This is a genomic window from Amycolatopsis sp. (assembly GCF_036008905.1).
Classification (GTDB): Bacteria; Actinomycetota; Actinomycetes; order Mycobacteriales; family Pseudonocardiaceae; genus Amycolatopsis.
Genome location: NZ_DASYMU010000052.1, coordinates 209,085 through 225,449 on the forward strand (window position 1 = coordinate 209,085; position 16,365 = coordinate 225,449).

18 protein-coding genes are annotated in these 16,365 nt (G+C 67.8%); 8 read left to right on the plus strand and 10 right to left on the minus strand.

Going from position 1 to position 16,365, the window contains the following annotated elements; genetic code table 11:
* Positions 1 to 135: 135 nt before the first annotated feature.
* The 5 genes from VGP60_RS10990 to VGP60_RS11010 are packed head-to-tail and all read right to left on the minus strand — an operon-like array spanning position 136 to position 4,573.
* Positions 136 to 873 (minus strand): urease accessory protein UreD, encoded by a 738-nt coding sequence (locus VGP60_RS10990; protein ID WP_327547810.1) that lies wholly within the window; start codon positions 871 to 873, stop codon positions 136 to 138.
* Entirely contained in the window at positions 870 to 1,529 is a 660-nt protein-coding gene (gene ureG / locus VGP60_RS10995; RefSeq protein WP_327547811.1) for an urease accessory protein UreG, read from the minus strand. Before ureG ends, VGP60_RS10990 begins: the two co-directional genes overlap by 4 nt.
* 31 nt (positions 1,530 to 1,560) lie before the next feature.
* A complete protein-coding gene (locus VGP60_RS11000) occupies positions 1,561 to 2,247 on the minus strand; it encodes an urease accessory protein UreF (RefSeq protein WP_327547812.1) in 687 nt (228 codons plus the stop codon).
* Positions 2,247 to 3,965, minus strand: a complete 1,719-nt coding sequence (locus VGP60_RS11005; RefSeq protein WP_327547813.1) for an urease subunit alpha — start codon at positions 3,963 to 3,965, stop codon at positions 2,247 to 2,249. The genes VGP60_RS11000 and VGP60_RS11005 overlap by 1 nt, the downstream gene beginning before the upstream one ends.
* Positions 3,962 to 4,573, minus strand: coding sequence for an urease subunit gamma (locus tag VGP60_RS11010; RefSeq protein ID WP_327547814.1), 612 nt, complete (start codon positions 4,571 to 4,573; stop codon positions 3,962 to 3,964). The genes VGP60_RS11005 and VGP60_RS11010 overlap by 4 nt, the downstream gene beginning before the upstream one ends.
* Before the next feature lie 243 nt (positions 4,574 to 4,816).
* Here VGP60_RS11010 and VGP60_RS11015 point away from each other — a divergent pair, with 243 nt between their 5' ends.
* A complete protein-coding gene (locus VGP60_RS11015) occupies positions 4,817 to 5,962 on the plus strand; it encodes a citrate synthase 2 (RefSeq protein WP_327547815.1) in 1,146 nt (381 codons plus the stop codon).
* A gap of 141 nt (positions 5,963 to 6,103) precedes the next feature.
* Positions 6,104 to 6,964 (plus strand): IS5 family transposase, encoded by an 861-nt coding sequence (locus VGP60_RS11020; RefSeq protein WP_327547816.1) that lies wholly within the window; start codon positions 6,104 to 6,106, stop codon positions 6,962 to 6,964.
* A 39-nt stretch (positions 6,965 to 7,003) separates the two neighbouring features.
* On the opposite strand, the gene VGP60_RS11025 is transcribed toward VGP60_RS11020, so the two are convergent.
* Positions 7,004 to 7,603, minus strand: coding sequence for a TetR/AcrR family transcriptional regulator (locus tag VGP60_RS11025; RefSeq protein WP_327547817.1), 600 nt, complete (start codon positions 7,601 to 7,603; stop codon positions 7,004 to 7,006).
* Between the two features lie 23 nt (positions 7,604 to 7,626).
* Positions 7,627 to 9,330, minus strand: a complete 1,704-nt coding sequence (locus VGP60_RS11030; protein ID WP_327547847.1) for an SDR family oxidoreductase — start codon at positions 9,328 to 9,330, stop codon at positions 7,627 to 7,629.
* Between the two features lie 162 nt (positions 9,331 to 9,492).
* Here VGP60_RS11030 and VGP60_RS11035 point away from each other — a divergent pair, with 162 nt between their 5' ends.
* From VGP60_RS11035 to VGP60_RS11055, 5 genes are read left to right on the plus strand one after another with little or no spacing between them, the layout of a single operon-like run.
* Complete coding sequence (locus tag VGP60_RS11035; RefSeq protein ID WP_327547818.1) at positions 9,493 to 10,332, plus strand: ABC transporter ATP-binding protein; 840 nt, start codon at positions 9,493 to 9,495, stop codon at positions 10,330 to 10,332.
* On the plus strand, positions 10,329 to 11,141 hold the full coding sequence (locus tag VGP60_RS11040; RefSeq protein WP_327547819.1) for an ABC transporter permease: 813 nt from the start codon (positions 10,329 to 10,331) through the stop codon (positions 11,139 to 11,141). The genes VGP60_RS11035 and VGP60_RS11040 overlap by 4 nt, the downstream gene beginning before the upstream one ends.
* Positions 11,138 to 12,304 (plus strand): sensor histidine kinase, encoded by a 1,167-nt coding sequence (locus tag VGP60_RS11045; RefSeq protein WP_327547820.1) that lies wholly within the window; start codon positions 11,138 to 11,140, stop codon positions 12,302 to 12,304. Before VGP60_RS11040 ends, VGP60_RS11045 begins: the two co-directional genes overlap by 4 nt.
* Entirely contained in the window at positions 12,301 to 12,921 is a 621-nt protein-coding gene (locus tag VGP60_RS11050; RefSeq protein WP_327547821.1) for a response regulator transcription factor, read from the plus strand. The genes VGP60_RS11045 and VGP60_RS11050 overlap by 4 nt, the downstream gene beginning before the upstream one ends.
* Positions 12,922 to 12,951: 30 nt before the next feature.
* Entirely contained in the window at positions 12,952 to 14,301 is a 1,350-nt protein-coding gene (locus VGP60_RS11055) for a serine hydrolase domain-containing protein (RefSeq protein ID WP_327547822.1), read from the plus strand.
* A gap of 71 nt (positions 14,302 to 14,372) precedes the next feature.
* Here VGP60_RS11055 and VGP60_RS11060 read toward each other — a convergent pair whose 3' ends face one another.
* From VGP60_RS11060 to VGP60_RS11070, 3 genes are all read right to left on the minus strand, one after another.
* A complete protein-coding gene (locus tag VGP60_RS11060) occupies positions 14,373 to 14,687 on the minus strand; it encodes a hypothetical protein (protein ID WP_327547823.1) in 315 nt (104 codons plus the stop codon).
* Positions 14,684 to 14,809: a hypothetical protein gene (locus VGP60_RS11065; RefSeq protein ID WP_327547824.1), complete on the minus strand. Its 126-nt coding sequence runs from the start codon at positions 14,807 to 14,809 to the stop codon at positions 14,684 to 14,686. Before VGP60_RS11065 ends, VGP60_RS11060 begins: the two co-directional genes overlap by 4 nt.
* 93 nt (positions 14,810 to 14,902) lie before the next feature.
* Positions 14,903 to 15,106 carry a hypothetical protein gene (locus VGP60_RS11070; protein ID WP_327547825.1) on the minus strand — a complete coding sequence of 68 codons (204 nt, stop codon included), beginning with the start codon at positions 15,104 to 15,106 and terminating at the stop codon, positions 14,903 to 14,905.
* A gap of 68 nt (positions 15,107 to 15,174) precedes the next feature.
* On the opposite strand from VGP60_RS11070, the gene serC reads away from it, so the two are divergent.
* The gene (serC, locus tag VGP60_RS11075) at positions 15,175 to 16,302 is read left to right on the plus strand and encodes a phosphoserine transaminase (RefSeq protein ID WP_327547826.1); all 1,128 of its coding nucleotides are present in this window, start codon (positions 15,175 to 15,177) and stop codon (positions 16,300 to 16,302) included.
* Positions 16,303 to 16,365 lie beyond the last annotated feature (63 nt).

The following is a 16,365-nucleotide window of genomic DNA, read 5'->3' on the forward strand; positions in this document are numbered from 1 at the left end:
AGGTGGTTGGCCTCAGGCCTGTACGGCTCAAAGCTGGTGGTTTCGTGCAGAGGTACGGCTAGAAGCCTGTGTTTATTGGCAGGCGCGGTGAAGACTCCCGCCCGTTGGGCGGACGCGAGTCGCTGTGACTGAGTCTCAAGATCTAAAAGCCCGCGTGGCTGAGTTTACGGAGTCCAGGTTGGAGTGGGCTTCGACGGCGTCGTGGGCGAGGGCGGTGGTGAGGGTGCCACCTCCGGCGAGAGGGGTTCGGGACCACCAGTCGCCGCTGGCGGCTTCGGCCTTGACGGAGTCGTCGATGACAAGCTCGGTAGCGAGGACGCGGCGACCGGCCAGGTGGGCGACGCTGGCATCCAGCGCAGGGTCACCGATCTCCAAAGTCTGCCGTAGCAACGGAATCCCGCCGCGCACCACGTGCTGCGACGTCGTCATCCGCCCGGGACGCTCACCGGTCCGGCCGAGGACGAGAACCTCGCGTGTCCGCAGCTTCGCGTCGGGGGCTAGTGATGCGTACAGTTCCGCGAAGTGCCGGGCCCGCGCGGTGACGACGACCGGCTCCGGCAGGTACTCCAGTTCCCCGCCCGCCCCGATCTTGATGTCCACAATGGACAGACTGCGCTCGCCGTGCTGGCCTGGCAACACGATCGTCGCCGCGACGCCGGAAAGCCGCACGCGGGCGCCGGGGCCGATGCGCACGGTCAGCCGGAGTTCGTCCCCGCCGAGCGGCGAGGTCGCCGAGTTCACCAGGTGCACGATCGCCACGGAACCCCCGCGCCGCTTGGGAAACAGCGTCAGCGGCGCCATCGAGCGGAGCTCGCTCAGCGTCGTGTGCCCGGTGTCGTCGCACTCGGCGACCAGGAGCGCGTGTGCCTTCACAGCAGCGAGCGCACCCACTTCGCCACGTCCGGCGCGTCGGGCGTGGCGACCAGCGACTGGTTGATCACCGGCAGCTCGCCCCGCATGCGGTGCGCGTCGGAGGTCATCACGTCCATGTCCGCGCCGACGAGATGGGCGAGGTCGACCTTGTTGATCACCAGCAGATCCGCGGTGGTCACCCCCGGCCCGCCCTTGCGTGGCACCTTGTCGCCACCGGCGACGTCGACCACGAACACCTGACTGTCCGCGAGTCCCCGGCTGAACACGGCCGTGAGGTTGTCACCGCCGCTTTCGATGATCACCAGTTCCAGCCCGGGGAACTTCTCCTCGAGCCGCTCGACGGCGTCGAGGTTCGCGGTGATGTCGTCGCGGATCGCGGTGTGCGGGCAGGCACCGGTCTGCACGGCCTCGATGCGTTCGACATCGAGCACTCCGGCCTTGCGCAGGAAATCCGCGTCTTCGGTGGTGTAGATGTCGTTGGTCACCACGGCGAGGTCGATCTCGTCGCCCAGCGCCCGGCACAACGCGGCGACCAGCGCGGTCTTACCGCTGCCGACCGGCCCACCGATACCGATCCGATAGGCACGCCCAGCCGTCGACGCCGGGGCGTACGGATCGGGCTCAGCGGCGGTGGGATCGAAGTTGACTGGATGCACATGGCCGTGACCATGTCCGTGACCGTGTTCTTCAACTGGCAAAGAGACGCACCTCTTCCTTGTGATGCCGTGAGTGTGCCTCAGCGAGCAGATCCAATGCGGGCGAACCCGGCGCGGGCAACGCGGCCGGATCGTCCCCGGCGACAGCGGCGGCGCGCTCAGCCACCGCCCGCAGTTCTCCGGAAAGCCGGGCGACAACACCGTTGACAGCGAACGGGTCCAGCCCCAGCAGCCGGACCGCCGCACTAGCCGGACCGCTGACGGCCAGGTACGCCACCGCCGCAGCGGCATCAAGCGGAGACCCGCCCGCGACCCCGACCAACGCCCCCAGCATCACCGGATGATGCGGCCGCGGTGTCACCGCCAACAACCCGTCCAGCACCGGCGAAGGCCACGCGATCCGACCGGCCCGCGCTGTCCCGCGCCCCTGCGCGCGAGACGCTTCCCGCTGCGCCAACGAAGGCGTACGGGCATCCAGCTCGACGTCGAGCACCCGCCAGTGTCCCTTGTGGACACCTCGAGCCGCGGCATGCGCCGAGGCCGCCGCGAAAACCGCCGCCAACTCGCCTGCTGTCCGAAGTCGCCCGCTCAAGAACCCAGGCAAGTCACGCTCATGCCGGATCAGCTTGCGCGCGACGACCTCTTCAAGCCCACCGGAGTGCACATGCCCGCCCCCGGGGAACCGGGAGTCGGCCAGAATCAACGCGGACAAGTCCATCAAAACAGGAAATACCTTTGCGCCATCGGCAGTTCGCTCACCGGCTGCGGTTCGATCAGGTCGCCGTCGACGTGCACCGCGAAGCTGTCCGGATCGACCTGGACGTCCGGCAGCGCGTTGTTGAGGATCATGTCGGCCTTGGTCCGCTGCCGCATGTTCGACACCGGCACCAGGTCACGTGCGACACCGAGCCGTTCCTTCAGCCCGGCGTCGATCGCCTCCGGCGCGACGAAGAACAGGCTGCTCGCCGACGCCACCGCGGGCGCCGCACCGAACATCGGCCGCGCCAGCACCGGCTGCGGGGTCGGGATCGACGCGTTGGCGTCGCCCATCGCCGCATACGCGGAGAACCCGCCCTTGAGTACGACATGCGGCCGCACCCCGAAGAACTTGGGCTCCCACAACACAAGATCCGCGAGCTTGCCGACCTCCACCGAGCCGATCTCGCGCTCCATCCCGTGCGCGATGGCCGGGTTGATCGTGTATTTGGCGATATAGCGACGAGCGCGCAGGTTGTCCGCGCGGCCGTCGCCGGGAAGCGCGCCGCGACGGCGTTTCATCACATGCGCTGTCTGCCAGGTCCGGATGATGACCTCGCCGATGCGGCCCATCGCCTGCGAGTCCGAGCTGATCATCGAGATCGCGCCGATGTCGTGCAGGATGTCCTCGGCCGCGATCGTCGTCGGCCGGATACGGCTTTCCGCGAACGCGAGGTCCTCTGGCACCGACGGGTTCAGGTGGTGGCAGACGATGAGCATGTCGAGGTGCTCGTCGAGGGTGTTCGCGGTGTGCGGACGGGTCGGATTGGTCGACGACGGCAGCACGTTCGGCTGCCCGACGACCTTGATGATGTCCGGCGCGTGCCCGCCGCCCGCGCCTTCGGTGTGGTACGCGTTGATCGAGCGCCCGCGAATCGCGTCCACAGTGGACTCGAGGAATCCGGCTTCGTTGAGCGTGTCGGTGTGGATCGCCACCTGGACACCGGATTCGTCGGCCACCGTGAGGCAGGCGTCGATCGCGGCGGGCGTCGAGCCCCAGTCCTCATGCAGTTTGAACCCGCCGGCTCCGGCGACGAGCTGTTCGCGCAGTGCGTCCGAGCGGACAGTGTTCCCCTTGCCCAGCAACAGGATGTTGATCGGCTGGTCGTCCATCGCCTGCAACATGCGGCCGATGTTCCAGGCACCGGGCGTGACCGTGGTGGCCTTGCTGCCGTCGGTCGGGCCGGTGCCGCCGCCGACCAACGTCGTCAGCCCAGAGGCCAGTGCCGTGTCGATGAGCTCAGGGCAGATGAAGTGGACGTGACAGTCGACGCCGCCCGCGGTGAGGATCTTCCCGTTGCCCGAAAGGATTTCCGTGGACGGCCCGATGACCAGCGCCGGATGCACACCGTCCATGGTGTCCGGGTTGCCCGCCTTGCCGATGCCGACGATCCGGCCGTCTCGGACACCGACGTCGGCCTTGACGATGCCCCAGTGGTCGAGGATCACCGCACCGGTGATGACGAGGTCCGGCGCGCCTTCCGCACGGGTCGCCATGCCCTGGCCCATCGACTCGCGGATCACCTTGCCGCCGCCGAACAGCACCTCGTCACCGGAACCGGCGCCCATGCTGCGGTCTTCGGTGACTTCGATCAGCAGATCGGTGTCGGCCAGCCGGATCCGGTCGCCGACCGTCGGCCCGAACAGCTCGATGTAGCGCTGACGGTCGATCGACGTCATGAGTTCTCCATCCTGAGCCCCGGCACAACGCGGTTACCGGCCAGCGGGACAAGATCGACTTCGCGTTCGACCCCGGGTTCGAAGCGGATCGACGTCCCGGCGGGCACGTCCAGCCGGTGCCCGCTCGCCGCGTCGCGGTCGAATTCCAGCCCCGGGTTGACCGCGGCGAAGTGGTAGTGCGAACCGACCTGGATCGGGCGATCGCCGAGATTGCGCACCAGCAGCCGCGTGCGCGGGCGGCCGGGGTTGAGCTCCACCGGTGCGTCGTCGGCCGGGATGATTTCGCCCGGATGCACCCCGCCACCCCCGGGAATGGGGTCGTGCACGGTGACGAGTTTCGTCCCGTCGGGGAAGGTGGCCTCGACCTGAACGGAATCGATCATTTCGGGGATGCCTTCGAGCACCTGCGCACGAGAAAGCACGCTACGGCCGCTCGAAACGAGTTCACTGACCGTCTTGCCGTCGCGTGCGCCTTCGAGTACGTGCTCGGTGATGAGCGCGACGGCCTCCGGATAGTTCAGGCGCACTCCACGCTCCAGCCGGCGCCGCGCGACGTCGGCGGCCACGTGGATGAGCAGTTTGTCCCGCTCCTGTGGGCTCAGATGCATGGGAAAGGTCTATCACCGTCGCGGCCGCCTCGCCCCATCTGGAAACACAGGATTTACGTGCAGGACACCCTCTCAACTGAATCGTTCTCGTAATCGTGACCGAAAGCACCACATCTTTCGATTGCTACTGCGCAGTTGGGGGAGCAAGGTGTGTCCAACCGTGCGATGAGGCGCGCTTTGGCTGGGCCTGTCCGCGCGTGAGGAATTTGTTCGGGGAACGCGCATCGAAAGGGTCTACGCATAGTGACTACGTCAGCTCCCGTATCGACCAGTCCGGGTAAGAAAGACGAGCCTGACGACGGATTCCGCCCGGGGCTCGAAGGCGTCATCGCCTTCCGCACCGAGATCGCCGAGCCCGACCGCGACGGCGGCGCGTTGCGGTATCGCGGGGTCAACATCGAGGATCTCGCGGGCAAGGTGACCTTCGGCGACGTCTGGGGCCTGCTCGTCGACGGCCGGTTCGGGCACGGTCTCCCGCCCGCCGAGCCCTTCCCGCTGCCGGTGCACACCGGCGACGTCCGTGTCGACGTCCAGGCCGCGCTCGCCATGCTCGCCCCGATCTGGGGCTACCGCCCGTTGCTCGACGTCAGCGACGCCGAAGCCCGCGACCAGCTCGCGCGCGCCTCGGTCATGGCGCTTTCGTACGTGGCGCAGTCGGCGCGCGGTATCGGCCAGCCCGCCGTGCCGCAGTCGCGGGTCGACGAAGCCGCGTCGATCACCGAGCGGTTCATGGTCCGCTGGCGCGGCGAGCCGGACCCGGCCCACGTCAAGGCCGTCGACGCCTACTGGGTTTCCGCCGCGGAACACGGTCTCAACGCTTCGACGTTCACCGCCCGGGTCATCGCCTCCACCGGCGCCGACGTCGCCGCCGCGATGTCCGGTGCCATCGGCGCGATGTCCGGCCCCCTGCACGGTGGCGCGCCGGCGCGGGTGCTGCCGATGATCGCCGAGGTCGAGAAGACCGGTGACGCGCGTGGTCTGGTCAAGGGCATCCTCGACCGCAAGGAACGGCTGATGGGCTTCGGTCACCGCGTGTACCGCGCGGAGGACCCGCGGGCGCGCGTGCTTCGCCGGACCTGCAAGGAACTCGGCGCGAAGCGCTACGAGATCGCTGCGGAGCTCGAGCAGGCCGCGCTGACCGAGCTGCGCGAGCGCCGCCCGGATCACCCGATCGAGACCAACGTCGAGTTCTGGGCCGCGGTGATCCTCGACTTCGCCGAGGTGCCGCCGCACATGATGCCCGCGATGTTCAGCTCCGCCCGCACGGCCGGCTGGGCCGCGCACATCCTCGAGCAGAAGCGGACCGGACGTCTCGTGCGCCCGTCGGCGAAATACGTCGGCCCTGGGCCGCGGAAGCCGGAAGAGGTGGAGGGCTGGGACCTGATTTAAGGGTCCGACCCAGCGTGGCTCGTGAGTGGCTACGAGTGTTCTAAGAGCCTGTTTTTGATCCCGACAGTGGGCATGGGTCGGGCCTCTGCTAATGATCTAGACACCACATCATGATCACGACCAGCAGAGGCCCGATCTTCTTTGTACCGTGTCACCGATCAGCCCACGTCAGCGGGCTGTCGCACCCGTCGCTACCCCTCCGACACCACCAATGCCGAGTGGGCGTTGCTGCAGCCGTTGCTCCCCACACCGGCCTCCGAGACCGCCGCGGGTGGCCGACCGGAGAAACACCACCGCCGCGCGATCATGGACGCACTGCGCTACGTCACCGACAACGGCATCAAATGGCGAGCATTGCCGTCGGATTTCCCGCCCTGGCAAACAGTGCACGGGTTCTTCACCCGCTGGGGCAAAGCCGGCGTGTTCGACAAGATCCGTGATCGGCTACGCGAGAAAATCCGGGTCACAGCAGGACGGAACCCAGCACCGTCCGCGGCGGTGATCGACTCCCAATCAGTCAAAGCCGCCGAAACCGTCAGCCGCCCCTCACGAGGCTATGACGGCGGAAAGAAAATCGACGGCCGCAAACGCCACATCGCCACCGACTCCCAAGGCCTGCTGCTGGTCGTGCTGGTCACCGCAGCCAACAACCAGGACCGCACCGCCGCGAGACTGCTACTAGCGGCGCTGCACGCGGTCCAACACGGCGTCACCTGGGTCTGGGCCGACGGCGGCTACACCAGCAAAGCACTAGTTGACTGGGCCAAAGAAACCCTGCGCCTGACCCTCCACATCGTCAAAAAGATCGCCGGGCAGACATCCTTCGTCATCCTGCCCCGCCGCTGGGTCGTCGAACGCACTTTCTCCTGGATCACCCAAGCCCGACGCAACGTCCGCGACTACGAACGCCTCACCGACCACTCCGCGGCATTCATCAACCTATCCACGATCACTATGATGACCAGGCGCCTGACCCGCGAAAAGCAGGCCAGGACCACCTAGCCAGGTTCCAAAACAGGCACTTAGAACACTTGTAGCCACTCACGAGCCACCCGCCCAAGCCGTGCCCGCAGGCTCATGCCGGGCCGTGGCGGACACCATCGCCACCAACTGGTCCACCAGCCACCCGTCGAGCTCCTCACGCGGCACGGAGCGTTCCTGAAGCCAGCTCAGCAACGTGCCCTCGACGACGGCCGTCCAGCAGCGCAAAGTGAGCAGCAGCAACGGAGACGGCTCGCTGACGCCGGTCGCCTCCAGGATCAGCTCGACCGCGCGGTCGCGGACCTGGTCGACGACGGCGTCCGTTTCGGAGGTCGCGATCACCGATCCCCCGCGCAGCAACGCGATGTACCCGGCCTGGTATTCGTCGGCCACCGCGATCAGCCCGCGCACCACGCCGCGAAGGCGCTCCAGCGGTGTGCCCTCCTGCATCTGCGCGAGGCCGTCGATCAAGCCGTCGGTGACCGTCTTCAGCGCGGCCACCTGCAGCTCGCGGATACCCGAGAAGTACCGGTAGAACAACGGCCGCGAGACGTCGGCGCGCGCCACGATGTCGTCCACCGTCACGAGTTCGGGCGCCCGGCTGCCGAACAGTTCGAGCGCCGCGGCGATCAGGTTTTCCCGCCGGGCCTGGGGTGACATCCGGCGTGGTCTACGGGGTCCGCTCAAGGGGTGACGTCCATTTTGGCCGCCTGGCGCAGCAAACCGGGTGTCAGGCGCGAAAGCACGTACGCCACCTTGGCTTCCGGTGTCGACGGCACGACCGCGCTATCGCGTTCCACCGCGCGCAGGATATCGCGTGCCACACCGTCGGGGCCGAACCCGCGCTTGGCATACAGGCTCGTCGACGCCTTCTGCCGGCGTCCCTGCTCCTGCTCGTCGACACCGACGAACTTCGTCGTACTGGTGATGTTCGTGTGCACGATCCCGGGACAGATCGCCGTGACACCGATCTGGTCCGCCGCGAGCTCCGCGCGCAGGCTCACGCTGAGCGTCAGCACCGCGCCTTTCGTGGTGGCGTAAGCGGAAAGGATCTTCGACGGCAGGAAAGCCGCCGCCGAAGCGAGATTCACGATCTGCCCGCCTTCGGACCGCTCGATCATCTGACCGGCGAACGCGCGGCACCCGTGGATCACGCCCCACAGGTTGACGTCGATGACACGTTCCCAGTCGGCGACCGAAGTATCGAGGAACGACCCGGACATGCCGATCCCGGCGTTGTTCACGACGATGTCCGGCACGCCGAATTCGTCGCGCACCTGCTTGGCGAACTGGCCGACGGCGTCACCATCAGAAGAGTCCACTGTGTACTCACCGGCGCTGACACCCTTGGCGCGCACCAGTTTCGCCGTCTCGGCGGCGGCGCCGGAGTTGATGTCGGTGAGCACGACGTCCGCGCCTTCGTCGGCGAACGCCAACGCCGTCGCCCGGCCGATCCCGCTCCCGGCACCGGTGATGACCACGAGCTTGTGCGCGAAACGTCCCTTGCCGGGAACGACTCGCGCCCGCTTCAGCACGCGCGATTCCTCGCCGCCTTCGACGTGGTCGATCAGCTCGGCGGCGGCTTCGGCGATCACGCGGGGCTTGCTGCGCACGATCCAGTGGGTACCAACAAGCTTGCGTACGCGCAGATCCGGCGCCCAGCGCTCGACCTCGGTCTGCAACGGCGTGCTGACGAACGCGTCGCCGTTGGGCGCGAGCACCTGCACCGGGATGTCGGCGGCCCGGGGCGCCGGACGGGATAGGCGCGTCATCATGTTGGCGCGGTACAGGTTCAGCCCAAGCACGCCGTCGGCGGTCTCGGAAACACCGCCCGCGGGATCGAGCCTCTTCATCAGCGAACGCATGATTCCGGTGCGCCACAACAGTTCCGGGATCAGCGGGAGCTGGAAGAACAGGATGTAGCCGGAGTGCGCGAACTGCGTCAGCGCGTTCTTCAGCCGGCGCGGGCTCGGCCGCAGGTTCGCGCGGAACCAAGCGCCCGCGTGGTCCAGGCTCGGGCCGGAGATCGAGGTGAACGATGCGAGGCGGCCGCGCAGCTCGTCGCCGGTCACCGCGTGCCAGGCCTGGATGGAGCCCCAGTCGTGCGCCAGCAGGTGGACCTTGCCTTCGGGGTTGACCTCGTCGATGACCGTGCGCAGGTCTCGGGCCAACTGGTCCAACTTGTAGGACGCGCGACCTCGCGGCTTGTCGGACTCGCCCGAGCCGCGCACGTCGTACACCACGCAGCGGAACCGTCCCGAGAGCTCGGCGACCACGCCGTCCCACATCGAACCGTTGTCCGGATAGCCGTGGACCAGCACAACGGTCGGCGCGTCGTCCGGACCGGTCACCCGGACCGAGAGGCGTACACCGTCACTGGCCGTCACCCTCTTATGAGACATGTAGTCATGTTAGACACTCTGTCAACAAGATCGGTGGTTCCACGGGAAACCTGCACGTCGAGACACCCGTGTCCACCGAACGGTGGACAGCCGGGTTCAACTTGCCGGACGTCCCGCGGACCCCCTCCCGCGCAGCACGATCAGGACATGACCAAAGCGGTGCAAGTGCGCGGACTGCGCAAGGAGTACCCGGGGCACGTCGCCGTCGACGGCCTCGACCTGGAGATCGAACGTGGGGAGGTGTTCGCCCTGCTCGGCCCGAACGGCGCCGGCAAGACGACCACCGTCGAAATCCTTGAGGGACACCGAAACCGGACAGCGGGCGAGGCGCTCGTACTCGGCGAGGACCCCGGAACCGCCGGGCGAAAATGGCGCTCACGCCTGGGCATCGTGCTCCAGACGGCCAGCGACGCGGCCGAACTGACCGTCGCGGAGACCGTGCGGCACTTCGCGAAGTTCTACGCCGACCCGCTCGACCCGATGGAGGTCGTCGAGAAGGTCGGGTTGACCGAGAAGGCCGGGACACGCGTGAAGTCGTTGTCCGGCGGGCAAAGGCGTCGGGTCGACGTCGCGCTGGGCATCATCGGACGGCCCGAGCTCGTGTTCCTCGACGAGCCGACCACCGGCTTCGATCCCGAGGCGCGACGCCAGTTCTGGGGCCTCATCAAGGATCTGACCACCGAGGGCACGACGATCCTGCTGACCACGCACTACCTCGACGAAGCCGAAGCGCTCGCCGACCGCGTGGCCGTGATCGCCCGTGGCCGGGTCGTCGCCGAAGGCACACCGCAGACCCTCGGCGGCCGCGCCGGCGCTGAAGCGACCGTCCGCTGGGAGGACGAGCGCGGCGAGCACGTCGAACGGACGAACTTCCCCACCAAAGTCATCCACGAGCTCTCTGCTGGGGGGAGGGAGCTCGCCGGACTCACCGTCACCAGGCCGACCCTGGAAGACGTCTACCTCGACCTGATCGGAGAGCGGAAATGACCACCATGGTCCTGCCGAACACCCTGGCCATGGGGCTCACCCGGGGCGGCACCGAGCTACGCCAGTTCTTCCGGCACCGCGAACAGGTGGTGTTCACCTTCGCCCTGCCGACCATCCTGATGATCCTGCTCGGCTCGATGATCAGCGGTGGCGACTTCGGGCCGGGCATGTCCTCCGGGCAGATGCTCGCCGCGGGCATGATCGGGTCGGGCATCGTGTCGACGTCGTTCAACAGCATGGGAATCGGGCTTTCGGCCCACCGCGAGGACGGCACGCTCAAACGCCTGCGCGGCACGCCGATGCCCGCGACCTCGTACTTCATCGGCAAGATCATCCTGGTCGCGGTCACCAGCGTCGCCGAAGTCGTGCTGATGCTGGCCGTCGCGATGGCGCTGTTCGATCTGAAGCTCCCAAGCGAACCGGCGAAATGGCTCACGCTGCTCTGGGTGTTCGCCCTCGGTGTCATCAGCTGCGCGCTGCTCGGGATCGTCATCAGCTCGGTCGTGCGATCGGCGAACGGCGCGGTGGCGCTGATCAACCTGGTCTACATCTCCCTGCAGTTCATCTCCGGGGTGTTCGTCACGCCGATCAGCAACCTGCCGAAGGTCATGGTCGACATCGCGTCGTTCTTCCCGGTGAAGTGGATCTGCCAAGGCTTCCGCTCGGTGTTCCTGCCGGAGCAGGCCGCGGCCTTCGAACTGGCCGGGACCTGGGAACTCGGGACGGTCGCGCTGGTGCTCGGTGCGTGGTGCGTGGTGGGATTGGTGCTGTGCAAGCTGACGTTCCGCTGGACGAACACCGAAAAATGAGCGACGCCTGGGATCGCTGGTACTGGCTGTGGGACGTCTACTTCGCGATCACCTTCGGGATCACCCTGTTCCTGGTCGTGACCACCGACGGCACGGCGACGGCTCTGAAGGTGACCAGCACGCTCGCGCTGTGCGGTATCGCGATCACCTACCTGGCGACCGGGCGGCGGCTCATCGGGCCCGGCGACGTGGGCGACTCGGCGGTGACCTTCGCCGTACTGGTGGCGATGTTGTTCCTGGTGGCGATGTTCACCTGCACTTCGGCGAGTTTCATCCTGTTCGCGGTGTGCCCGCTGATGTACATGTCGCTGTCGACCTGGGTCGCCTCGGTGATCACCACGGTGGGCGTCGTGCTGGTCCCCGTTTCGGTGATCGTCCGGTTCGGTTTCGACGAACCGAGTCTCAGCACACTGCTGCCGATCACCGCCCTGCTGGTCGTCTTCGGACTGCTGGTGGGACGGTGGACGTCGCGCATCATCGAGCAGAGCCGGGAACGTGCCGAGCTGATCGAAAAACTCGAGGCGAGCCAGGCGGAAGTGGCCCGGCTTTCCCACGAGGCCGGGACTTCCGCCGAACGCGAGCGGCTGGCGCGGGAAATCCATGACACGCTGGCACAAGGATTCACCAGCATCGTGGCACTGACGCAGGCGATCGAGTCCGAATTGGACACCGACGTGGTCGCCGCCCGGCGCCATCTCGACCTCGCGGCCCGCACCGCGCGGGAAAACCTGACGGAGGCGAGGGCGATGGTGGCCGCACTGACGCCGTCGGCGTTGACAGCGGGTTCACTGGAAGACGCGGTGCGTCGGCAGGCCGAGCGGCTCGGCGAGGAATCGCCGGTCACCGTGTCGTTCGAGGTCGACGGCCCGCTGCCGATACTGGCGACGGCCGCCGAAGTGGTCCTGCTGCGGGCCACGCAGGAAGCGCTGACCAACGTGCGGAAGCACGCGGAGGCGTCACGGGTCCAAGTGCGACTGTCCGTTGTGGACAGATCCGTGCGGCTGAGCGTGACCGACGACGGCGTCGGGTTCGACCCGGAGACGCCTGCCGAAGGGTTCGGTCTGCGTGGGATGCGGGCGAGGGCCGAGCAGGTGGGCGGGACGGTCAAGGTCCATAGTGGACGAACCGAGGGAACGACCGTGGAACTGGAGGTGCCCGCGTGATCACCATCATGCTGGTCGACGACCATCCGGTGGTGCGCGAGGGCCTGCGCGGCATGCTGGAAGCCGAAGCCGATCTGAGCGTCATCGGCGAAGCCGGTTCCGGCGACGAAGCCGTCGCGCTGGCGAGGGTCAAGCAGCCCGACGTCATCCTGATGGATCTGCGGATGCCCGGACTCGACGGCGTCGGCGCGACCCGGAAGATCCTCGCGGAAACGCCTGGTCGGCGGGTCGTGGTGCTGACGACGTACGAGACGGACGCGGACATCCTGCGCGCGGTCGAGGCCGGAGCCTCGGGCTACCTGCTGAAGGACGCGTCGCGGGCCGAGCTGGCCGGGGCGATCCGGGCGGCGTCGCGCGGGGAGACCGTGCTGGCGCCGTCGGTGGCGGGCAAGCTCGTCAACCGGGTCCGGAATCCGGTGACCCAGGTGCTTTCCGCGCGGGAGGTCGAGGTGCTGCGGCTGGTCGCGACGGGCGGTACCAACGGCGACATCGGTCGCGCGCTGCACATCAGCGAGGCGACGGTGAAGACCCATCTGCTGCGGGTGTTCAACAAGCTCGGCGTGTCGGACCGGACCGCCGCGGTGACCACGGCCATGTCCCGCCACCTCCTCGAATGACCTCGCGGGCGGAAGAGGCACAATGCCGGGATGCTGCCTACGACTGATCTCGCCCTCCTCCGCCGCCTAGCGCACGAGCAGGCGTCGACCCGGGCGCCGTCCGTGGTCGCCGCCGTCGTCCGTGACGGCGAGCTCGCCTGGTGGGGCGGGCGCGGGTTCGTCGACGGCGACCGGCCGGACAACGACACGCAGTACCGCCTCGGCTCGATCACGAAGTCGATCGTCGCGGTGAACGTCATGCGGCTGCGTGACGAGGGCAAGCTGGAGCTGAACGACCCGCTCGAAAAGCACGTCCAGGGCACGAGTTTCGGCTCGGCGACGATCGCGCAGCTGCTGTCCCACACCTCCGGGCTGACCTCGGAATCGCCGGGTTCGTGGTGGGAGCGCAGCCCCGGCGCCGACTGGGCGGCACTCGACAAGAGCCTCGCGACGAACGCGATCAGGAACCGTCCCGGCAGCCGGTTCCACTACTCGAACGTGGGCTACGGCGTGCTCGGTGAGCTCGTCGCGCGGTATCGCGGCGCGAGCTGCCTCGACTCCGTGCACGCCGAAATCCTGAAGCCGCTGGGTATGTCGCGCACCACGCCGGATGCGCAGGCGCCGCACTCCACCGGTTACGCCGTGCATCCCTTCGCCGACGTGCTACTCCCCGAGCCGTCGCCGGACGCCGGCGCCATGGCCCCCGCGGGCCAGCTCTGGTCCACCGTCAACGATCTCGCGCGCTGGACGGCGTTCGTCGGCGGGCAGACCGGTGACGTGCTCAGCCCGGACACCGTCGCGGAGATGCGCGAGATGGTCACCGTCGACGACGGCGACGCCTGGAACATCGGCTACGGCCTCGGCCTGCAACTCGTGCGCCACCAGGGCCGCCGGTTCGCCGGGCACACCGGCTCGATGCCAGGGTTCGTCGCCTGCAGCCTGATCGACCCCGCCACCCAGACGGGTGCGCTGGTGCTGGCCAACACCACGGCCGGCGTCGCCGTCGTGCAGGTGGCCATCGACCTCATCACGATCGCCGAAGAGCACGAACCCGCGCTGCCGGAGGACTGGCGTCCGTCCACAGTGGACCCGGCGCTCCTGTCGTTGACCGGGCTCTGGCACTGGGGCCCGACGCCGTACCACCTGCGACTGCTCCCCGAAGGTTCGTTCCTGCTGTCCCCGGTCGACGCCTCCGGCCGCGCGTCCCGCTTCCGGCCTGACGGCGAAGACGTCTGGATCGGCCTCGACGGCTACTACGCGGGCGAGACGCTGCGCGTCGGACGGGCGTCGGACGGCACGCCGAACCACCTCGACCTGGCGACCTTCATCTTCACCCGCACGCCGTACGACCCGGCGGCCCCGATCCCCGGCGGTGTCGACGAAAACGGCTGGACCGCCTGAGCAGCGAGCGCAGCCGGGTAGGTGGCTCGTGAGTGGCTACGAGGGTTAGAACACTCGTAGCCACTCACGAGCTAGGACTGTGGGTAAGGGGCGACGCGGATCGTGGAGGCGACAGCGGCGATGAACCGGTTGCCGATCCGCTTGCCCTCGCCCCAGTCGAACAGCCCGAACTTCATGTTGCTGTTCACCGTCACCATCGTCCCCTGCGGGCCGGGGCTCAACTGGACGACGACGTTCTGTCCCCAGGTGAGCAGCGACATCGATGTACTGAAGGAAACGGTGCCCTGCTGCGAGTTGTAGAACGGCGTCTTCCCGGTGACCGCGGCGGGCAGCGCCTGCCAGATGGCCTCCGGTGGCGCCGGGAACAGTGCCTGAACGGTTGTCATGGTTGAGGAACGTACCCGGCGGAGAAGTCCGCCTTGGCGGAGATCGGGCCTTCACGGAGGCCGACAGCGGCTTCGCCGAGCCTGGGTTCGCCGTAGACCAGGACGGTCCGGGTGGCCAGCACGGCCGTCCGGCAGTACCGCCCAGCCGTTGACGTGCTCCGGCCGGTCGAGGTCCCGCCACTCCTCGACTTCGTCCACGGCAGCCGGGACAGCGGTCAGCGGCCCGCGTTCAGCAGATGCGCCCAGCGGCGACGGCGCCCCAAAGCCACGCCGATGGTTTCGGACTCCGACCAGGCGAGCTGGTGGATCACGACATTCAGCCCGAACAGCACGAACCAGCCCCATCGCGGGCGCGGACGTTCGCTAACCGGTCCGAAATCGGTCGGAAAGGGGGCCGTGGGCGATCCGTGCTCACTCATCGATCCCACCTATCGGACACTCGGCCACCGCCGTTACCGGCCGGAATGGAACCTGGGACACTGCCTGTATGAGCGACGCAGCCGAGTTGACCATCCCCGCTGAACTGAAGCCCGCCGACGGCCGTTTCGGCTGCGGACCGTCCAAGGTCCGCGACGAGCAGCTCGCCAACCTGGCGAAAGAGGGTGCCAAGTACCTCGGCACCTCCCACCGCCAGAAGCCGGTGAAGTCGCTCGTGGGCCGGGTCCGCGCGGGTCTGTCCGAGCTTTTCTCGCTCCCCGACGGCTACGAGGTCATCCTCGGAAACGGCGGGACGACCGCATTCTGGGACGCCGCCGCGTTCGGTCTCGTCCGTGAGCGGTCGCAGCACTTCACCTACGGCGAGTTCTCCTCGAAATTCGCCTCGGTCACCAAGGGCGCGCCGTTCCTGGGCGACCCGACAGTCGTGAAGGCCGACGCGGGCAGCGCGCCGGAGATCGTCTTCGAGCCGGGCGTGGACCTCGTCGGCTGGGCGCACAACGAGACGTCGACCGGTGTCATGGTGCCGGTCAGCCGTCCCGCGGGCAGCGAAGGCGCCCTCGTCGCGATCGACGCGACGTCCGGTGCCGGTGGCCTGCCGGTCAACGCCGAGGACTTCGACGTCTACTACTTCGCGCCGCAGAAGTCGTTCGCCTCCGACGGTGGCCTGTGGCTGGCGCTGGTGTCGCCCGCGGCCGTCGAGCGCATCGGCGAGATCGGCGCGAGCGACCGCTGGATCCCCGAGTTCCTCTCGCTGACCACCGCGCTGGACAACTCGCGCAAGGACCAGACGTACAACACACCTGCCGTCGCGACGCTGTTCCTGCTCGCCGACCAGATCGAGTGGATGCTCGGCAACGGCGGCCTCGAGTGGACCACCGCGCGCACGCTGGAGTCCTCGACCCGGCTGTACCAGTGGGCCGAGAAGACCAGCTACACCACGCCGTTCGTCACCGATCCGTCGCTGCGCTCGCAGGTCGTCGGCACGGTCGACTTCGCCGACGAGATCGACGCGGCCGCGGTCGCGAAGGTGCTGCGGGCGAACGGGATCGTCGACACCGAGCCGTACCGGAAGCTCGGCAAGAACCAGCTTCGTGTCGGCATGTTCCCGGCCATCGACCCGGATGACATCACGAAGCTGACCCAGAGCATCGAGTTCGTGGTCGACAAACTCAGCTGAAGCAAGCGCGGCCGAGTAGGTGGGTCGTGAGTGCGTAACAGTGTTAGAACACTGTTACGCACT